Origin of the sequence: Algoriphagus iocasae (assembly GCF_014206875.1) — a bacterium.
Lineage (GTDB): Bacteria > Bacteroidota > Bacteroidia > Cytophagales > Cyclobacteriaceae > Algoriphagus > Algoriphagus iocasae.
The window spans coordinates 1-1230 of record NZ_JACIJO010000011.1; the positions used below are offsets into that span (position 1 = coordinate 1).

The following is a 1230-nucleotide window of genomic DNA, read 5'->3' on the forward strand; positions in this document are numbered from 1 at the left end:
AATACCTTAGGTTTGTCAGATAGCAAAAAAGAAGGATTTGGATTATAATTGAAGTCCTGTCAGCGACCCAGCGACAATTTTAGGTGTAAGAGACCTGACGCGATATTTGGGACTGACAGGATTCAAGAACCAAGACCTGTATAAGATATCAGTACGACCTGTTAAGGTTATTAGGTAACGGTTCTCTTTACTTCAATTATTTATTTTCAAAAGTATGCAATTCGAAACAGTTATCGGAATAGACATCAGTAAATTATCCCTTGATATTGCCTTGATCAGCTCTGAAGGTGAAGTGGAAAGTTTCAAGATTGAAAACAAGCCATTGTTCATTAAACGATTCTTTAAAAAGCTTTCCAAAACCTACCATATGAGTCAAACCCTCATCTGTGCAGAACATACCGGTCATTATGGCTATCCACTTAGAAAAGTCTGTTTGGAACTTAATCTTTCCCTATGGCTGGAAGGAGGAGCTGAGATCAAACAACGATCGGGGGTGACCCGCTACAAAAATGACCGAGTGGATGCCATTCGGATAGCCGATTATGGCAAAAGACATCAGGACAAGGCCAAAATCCAAACAGTGGAAGACGATACCCTGGAAGCCATTCGCTCTCTATCGGGTGAAAGAGAGCTCTTTATAAAAGAAAGAGCCAAGTATAAAGCACAGATCAAAGACCTGAAAGGTTTCATGGATGAGGAACTTTACAAAGCTAGAAGCAAGCGGTTCAAAAAGCAAGAGAAATCGCTGAGTAAAGTCATCAGAGACATAGATCAACAAATCAAAGCCTTATTGGAGTCAAATGAAGCACTCTGTGAACAAAAGGCCATATTAACTTCCGTAGACGGTATCGGCGAACAAGTAGCTCTACATACCATCATCGCAACAGGAGCCTTTACCAAGTTTCGTTCGGGGAGAAAATTCGCCTGTCATGTTGGAGTTGCTCCATTTTCCTTCGAATCGGGAACCAGCCAACGATCCAGGAGAAAAGTATCGTACAAAGCTAATATACATCTCAAAACATTGTTCCATATGGCAGCTCTTTCAGCTGTGAAAATGAAAGGAGAGTTCAGAGATTATTTTGAAAGAAAAGTTGCTGAAGGCAAAAACAAAATGACCGTCATTAATGCGGTAAGAGCGAAACTCATCAACAGGATTTTTGCCCTGATCCGAGACAAAAGAAAACATGAAATAAATTACAATATAACCCTTGCCTAATCCATAAGAATATC

Annotated in this window: 1 protein-coding gene; it reads left to right on the forward strand. The window is 40.1% G+C overall.

Features of this window, described 5'->3' with window-relative positions; translation table 11 throughout:
- Window positions 1-214: 214 nt before the first annotated feature.
- Window positions 215-1216 (forward strand): IS110 family RNA-guided transposase, encoded by a 1002-nt coding sequence (locus FHS59_RS23110; protein WP_184498775.1) that lies wholly within the window; start codon window positions 215-217, stop codon window positions 1214-1216.
- Window positions 1217-1230: the final 14 nt, after the last annotated feature.